The following is a 4,801-nucleotide window of genomic DNA, read 5'->3' as shown; positions in this document are numbered from 1 at the left end:
CCCGCCGAATCCCCTACCCCTGTCGCGGTCTCCGAGCTGGCCCCTGTTCCGGTCGAGCCTGCCGTGCTACTGGCGCCATTTACACTCGGGCTCAGCGTACTCGCGTTGCCGATCTGCTTTGTGCCGCCGATCCTGCCCTTGCTTACAGCCCCCTGCGTCTTCCTTGTATGACCCGCTGAACAAGTACCGCGACGCAATGCGCCGGCCCGGCGAAGGCCAGCGGCGTCATGCCCTGCCCCGCAGCAGCCGACCCGTCCCCGACCGGTATGGAGGGCTGTCGGGGGTGGTCGGTACGGTCGCACCGTGAACAGTTATGCGGCGCTGCTGCGCGGGATCGGGCCGTCCAACCCGAATATGCGCAACGAGAAGTTGCGCGGGGTGTTCGAGGGTCTGGGCTTCGACAAGCTCGCCTCGGTGGTGTCCAGCGGCAATATCGTCTTCCGCACCGCCGACGACCGGGCCGACCTCGAAGAGCGCATCCAGCGGGCCCTGGCCACCGAGCTCGGCATCCCCGGCGGCACCATCATCCGCAGCCACTCCGAACTGCGTGAACTCCTCGACCGCGACCCCTTCGAAGGCCTCCCCCACGAACGCGGCTCCTACCTCACCGTCACCTTCTTCAAGAACACCATGCGTGAAGCCGACACCAAGGCCTTCGACGACGACCCCCTCACCCGCGTCATCGGCTACGACCGCGAGGCCCGCGCCTTCCTCACCATCATCGACAACAGCACCGGCAAAACCCCCGACTTCATGGCCCGCCTGGACAAGACCTACGGCAAGGACATCACCACCCGCACCTGGCTCACGGTCCAGCGAGTGGTGAAGAAGATGGAAAGTTAGCGCGCGAGCAGTATCTGTTACCTGCCGCGAAGCAGATTGGCTGTAAGGGTGAATTCCGAGACCAGTTATCGGCGAATTCCGAGATCACTCAGGGGCGATCCAGGGCAGCCGTATCGGTGAATTTTGAGGTCACTCCGGTCGGCGTGTCAGGTCGCCCGGCGTGTCACGAGGCGAGCCATGATGACGCTGGCGAGGTTGGTGGCGCCGAGCTCCGTTGCTGTCGCTTGCCCCAAGCGTGAAGGGGTCACCACGTCGCCAGTCATGGAACCACCGGCAACAGCTAGCCCTCCTGAGGAACGTGTTCCATATTTGCCGCGCAGATTGATCATGGCTACGGCAGCACGGACATCCTGTAATGCCGATTATGTAATGGTTCGTATGCATCACACGAAACGTAGGCGCGCGTGTCGGGTGACTCGGCAGCTACCGCGAGGCTGGGGGCAGGAGCCGGCCGCTGAGGACGGGACGGTCGATGCGGGCATCTTCTTCAAGCACCCCGACGCCGAGGTTCTCTGCGAGCCTGTAGAACAGTCCGAGGGACCCCCGGGGGCCGTATTCGTGTTCTTCGGGTCGGGCGCCGAGGGCCTGGATCTCGGTGTCGAAGCGGTGCGGGTCACTGCCTGTCCGTTTGAAGAGGTCGGTGGTGTCGAGGCCGGTGATGAGGCGGCCGTTCTCGGCGTATCCGAACACCGCTCCCGATTTCATGGTGGCATGCAGCTCCAGTGCCGCGGTTCCAATCGAGGCGCGCAGCACCAGTCCTCGGTCTTCCATCGATTTCCAGCTACCGTGCTCCTCAGCCCAGGCCCAGCTTCGGTAATGCCCTGCGGTGACCACATATCCGTCATGTTCGTAGAGAAGGCCGCCCAGCTCGTAATGGAAGTCGTCCATCCCGCGCACCGCCACCGTGTCTTGGTCGACGCCCATCCGCTCCAATAGCTCTCGGGCGTTGATCTGACGCGCGAAGGTGAGGCTGACCAGCGGCAGATCCCTGTCGTACATCCACCCGAGGCCACCGGTCGCGGTGTTCACGACGCCCCCAGTTCGTTGATCGCGATCAAGGTAGGAAACACCGTCCATGATCAGGAAACCAGGTGTCGTCATCAGCTGAAGCAATCACAGCGGCTGACACTGCCATGAGCCACCGACATCTGGCCCGGGACCATCGTCTAGTAGCGGCGGACAAGCCGGTTCCACGCGCCGGGCTGTTGCGGGACTCGATAGAAGTCCAACGTCCGGTATTGCCGCATAGCGCGCTCACCCGACGGTCGTTGAGGTGGATGTCGAGCGGACCGAGATGCGTTCTACGACTTCACCGGTCGTACCAGCAAGCGCACCGGGTCAATCGGTGGTGTGGTCGGGAGGTGACCATCGGTAGGCGATAGGTCCGATGAGGAGGGGCTGGTCCAGCATGTCTGCCGTGAACGACACTCCAGTGACCTTCGCCGCCAGGGCGAAGGCTCTCGGCACGCCGGTGCTGACGCTGATGTGCCAGGCGTCGGAGTCGCGCTCGTCTTCATCGACGTCATAAATAGGGTCATCGTCGGTCATGTCCAGCTCCATGCCCAGCTCGCGCATGTAGTCGTTGAGCCGGTCGGGGTCGCAACCCCAACGGTCATGCGGGTACCACAGTCGGTGGCCAGTCACGATCGTCCCGTCGATCGCGTACTCGAGGCCGTGCTCGGCGTAGCCGTGGATGGTGATCGCCAGGACCTCACAGTCTCGCGATAGTTCCGCCAGCGTCTTGCGGTCAGTCATCCACCACCCGACCGGTTCGATGGCCACGCTCCATGCACCGGCCCGAAACACACCCACGTGACCGCCTCCGTGCCCGCCGCCAGTCTTGCCGAGGAACTCGACCATCCTGTCGTTGAGCTCTTCGAAGTCGGACTCCTGGCCGGAGTCGTCGCCTTTGCTGAAGCGGCGCACCACCTCCGACGGGTCAAGGTTTCGGAAGAAGCCGACGCTGAAGATCTCGCCCAGCGGGTCCGCTTGGCTCTCGGATGCGTTGAGCCACTGAAATGGGGCCAGGGGATCGGTTGTCGCCATATGGGTCATGGTGGCAGTCCCCACCGACAACCATTCGATCGTCTGGAACGCCTGATCGACCCACTGTCCTCAGCGCGGAATTCCCGTGGTTCCGTTGACGTCCGACAGGCTCGCCGGGCTGATCCGCGAGGGTCAGCAGATCACCGGACTTGCTACCACTGGCGACCATCCTTGCTGCGCGGCGAGGTGGCCCTCGGCACCGAGCACGCCGGACCGACATCCGGGACCGCCCGAAAGCACTGAAATGCCGCATACCAGTCGTTCGCTAAGGCGGCGCCGGGTGATCGTTCGTTGCGAGAACCTGTTCCACTACTGTGCTGCCGCCGGTGGTCCCATGACTGGCAACGGGGCGGTCCCTCGGGCGGTGGCAATCGACAGTTGCGACCTGATCAGATCGTCTGCAAGTGGGGTCGTCGTGCGTTCTGCTGGCCGGGCCAGGGCCGTCGGAATCGGGGCCCGGCTGCGTTCGCAGTGGTGATGGCCGGGGTGCCGGACTGGAGTGCGGCGAAGTAGCGATGGATGGCGGCCTCGGCGGGGTTCTCGGTGGTCACCGACAGAGCTTAGCCATCGAGGGGAACATGTGTTCGATAGCGGCTTCGCTGTACCGGCGCGGACTTGTCCTACCGGGCCGCGTGGGCCGTGCACAGGAAAACCGTTGCGTTGCGGCCGATTCGGGTGATCACCAAGGTGTAGGGCTGGGTGCCGCGTTGCTTGAGCTTCTTGCGGAGGGCGTCGGGGTCGATGTCGACGCCTCGGAGGAGGATCTCGAGCGGACCGCAGTCGCGGCGGGACAGTTCCTGGCGGAGTGTCTTCTCGCGGAGTTCGAAGCGGTCCTCGATGCGGAAGCCGCGCATGCCGGTGGGGACGGTGTCGCCGGTGAGGTAGGCGATGTGGGGATCGAGTTGCCAGAGGCCGTGTTCGGCGGCGTAGTGGCGGACCAGGCCCGCGCGGACGATCGCGCCGTCGGGGTCGACGATCCACTCGCCGGGGGGCTGCTCGGGGATGTCGTCGGGGACGGCGTCGGTGAGAGTGGTTGCGCCGCCGCGGGAATCGAGGACGGTGGCGCGGCGGGTGACGCCGGGGTCGGTCAGGCCGGGGGACCACAGGCAGGCTTCGCGGACCGCGCCGTCCAGGGAGACGACCTCGATCTCGCCGTTCCAGCCGAGGCGGTCGAAATCCAGGCCGGGGGCGGACTTCACGGCGATGTCGCGGCCCGCGTAGGCGGCCAGCAGGTCCGGTAGTGGGGGTTGCAGCTTCGCGGGGTCGTAGGTGCGGCGACCGTCGGCTCGGCGGGCCGGATCGGCGATGATCACGGTGTCCCGGGAGGTCGGGGTGAGGGCATCGGCCTTGGCCAGCACTATGTTTCGTCCGCTAATCGGCGAACCCACCTCATACGATGGTCCGTCCGGGCGAGAAGCGGCCTGCTCGACGGAGAGGAGGTCTCGCTCCGGCTGTCCGTCGACGGCTGTGCCGAGACCTGTCGCCGACAGCGGCGCGACGCCGAGGTTGTGGGCGGCCATCGCCAATCGCACCTCGTCGAGATCACTGCCGATGACTGCCGGACACACCTTGGCCAGCTCGGCCAGCTCAGCCCCGATCGAACAGGTGACATCGTGCACCGCCCGACCGGCCAACCGCGCGGCCCGATGCCGGGCGACGAGCGCGGGTGTGGCCTGCTGCAGGGCGTCATCGGTGAACAGCCACTGGGCCGCCGCGGGCAGCTTCACCGCGGCCTTACGCCGCAACCGCACCGTCTCGATCAGCGCGGCGGCGTGCGTGTGGTGCGAGCGACGCCCCGGGGCGCGATATCGCCCGGGGGGGGGCGGGGGGGGCGCCCCCCCCGGGGGCCCGGCGCGGGGGGGGGGGGGGGGCCCCCGCGCGGCGCCCCCGCACTCCCGCGGGGCCGGCCGGG

At 66.5% G+C, this 4,801-nt stretch carries 5 protein-coding genes; 1 reads left to right on the top strand and 4 read right to left on the bottom strand.

Features of this window, described 5'->3' with window-relative positions:
• Positions 1 to 303 precede the first annotated feature (303 nt).
• On the top strand, positions 304 to 843 hold the full coding sequence (locus ACFWPJ_RS01875) for a DUF1697 domain-containing protein (RefSeq protein WP_378845928.1): 540 nt from the start codon (positions 304 to 306) through the stop codon (positions 841 to 843).
• A 423-nt stretch (positions 844 to 1,266) separates the two neighbouring features.
• On the opposite strand, the gene ACFWPJ_RS01870 is transcribed toward ACFWPJ_RS01875, so the two are convergent.
• From ACFWPJ_RS01870 to ACFWPJ_RS01855, 4 genes are all read right to left on the bottom strand, one after another.
• Positions 1,267 to 1,944, bottom strand: a complete 678-nt coding sequence (locus tag ACFWPJ_RS01870) for a DUF6461 domain-containing protein (RefSeq protein WP_378845926.1) — start codon at positions 1,942 to 1,944, stop codon at positions 1,267 to 1,269.
• Between the two features lie 237 nt (positions 1,945 to 2,181).
• Complete coding sequence (locus tag ACFWPJ_RS01865) at positions 2,182 to 2,889, bottom strand: DUF6461 domain-containing protein (RefSeq protein WP_378845924.1); 708 nt, start codon at positions 2,887 to 2,889, stop codon at positions 2,182 to 2,184.
• A 389-nt stretch (positions 2,890 to 3,278) separates the two neighbouring features.
• Positions 3,279 to 3,440 (bottom strand): hypothetical protein, encoded by a 162-nt coding sequence (locus tag ACFWPJ_RS01860; RefSeq protein ID WP_378845922.1) that lies wholly within the window; start codon positions 3,438 to 3,440, stop codon positions 3,279 to 3,281.
• 69 nt (positions 3,441 to 3,509) lie between these two features.
• The gene (locus ACFWPJ_RS01855) at positions 3,510 to 4,652 is read right to left on the bottom strand and encodes a class I SAM-dependent methyltransferase (RefSeq protein ID WP_378845929.1); all 1,143 of its coding nucleotides are present in this window, start codon (positions 4,650 to 4,652) and stop codon (positions 3,510 to 3,512) included.
• Between the last annotated feature and the right edge of the window lie 149 nt (positions 4,653 to 4,801).

Source organism: Nocardia sp. NPDC058497 (assembly GCF_042720195.1).
Taxonomy (GTDB): Bacteria; Actinomycetota; Actinomycetes; order Mycobacteriales; family Mycobacteriaceae; genus Nocardia.
The sequence above is the reverse complement of the archived record's forward strand: the minus strand, read 5'-3'. Positions and strand labels throughout refer to the sequence as shown.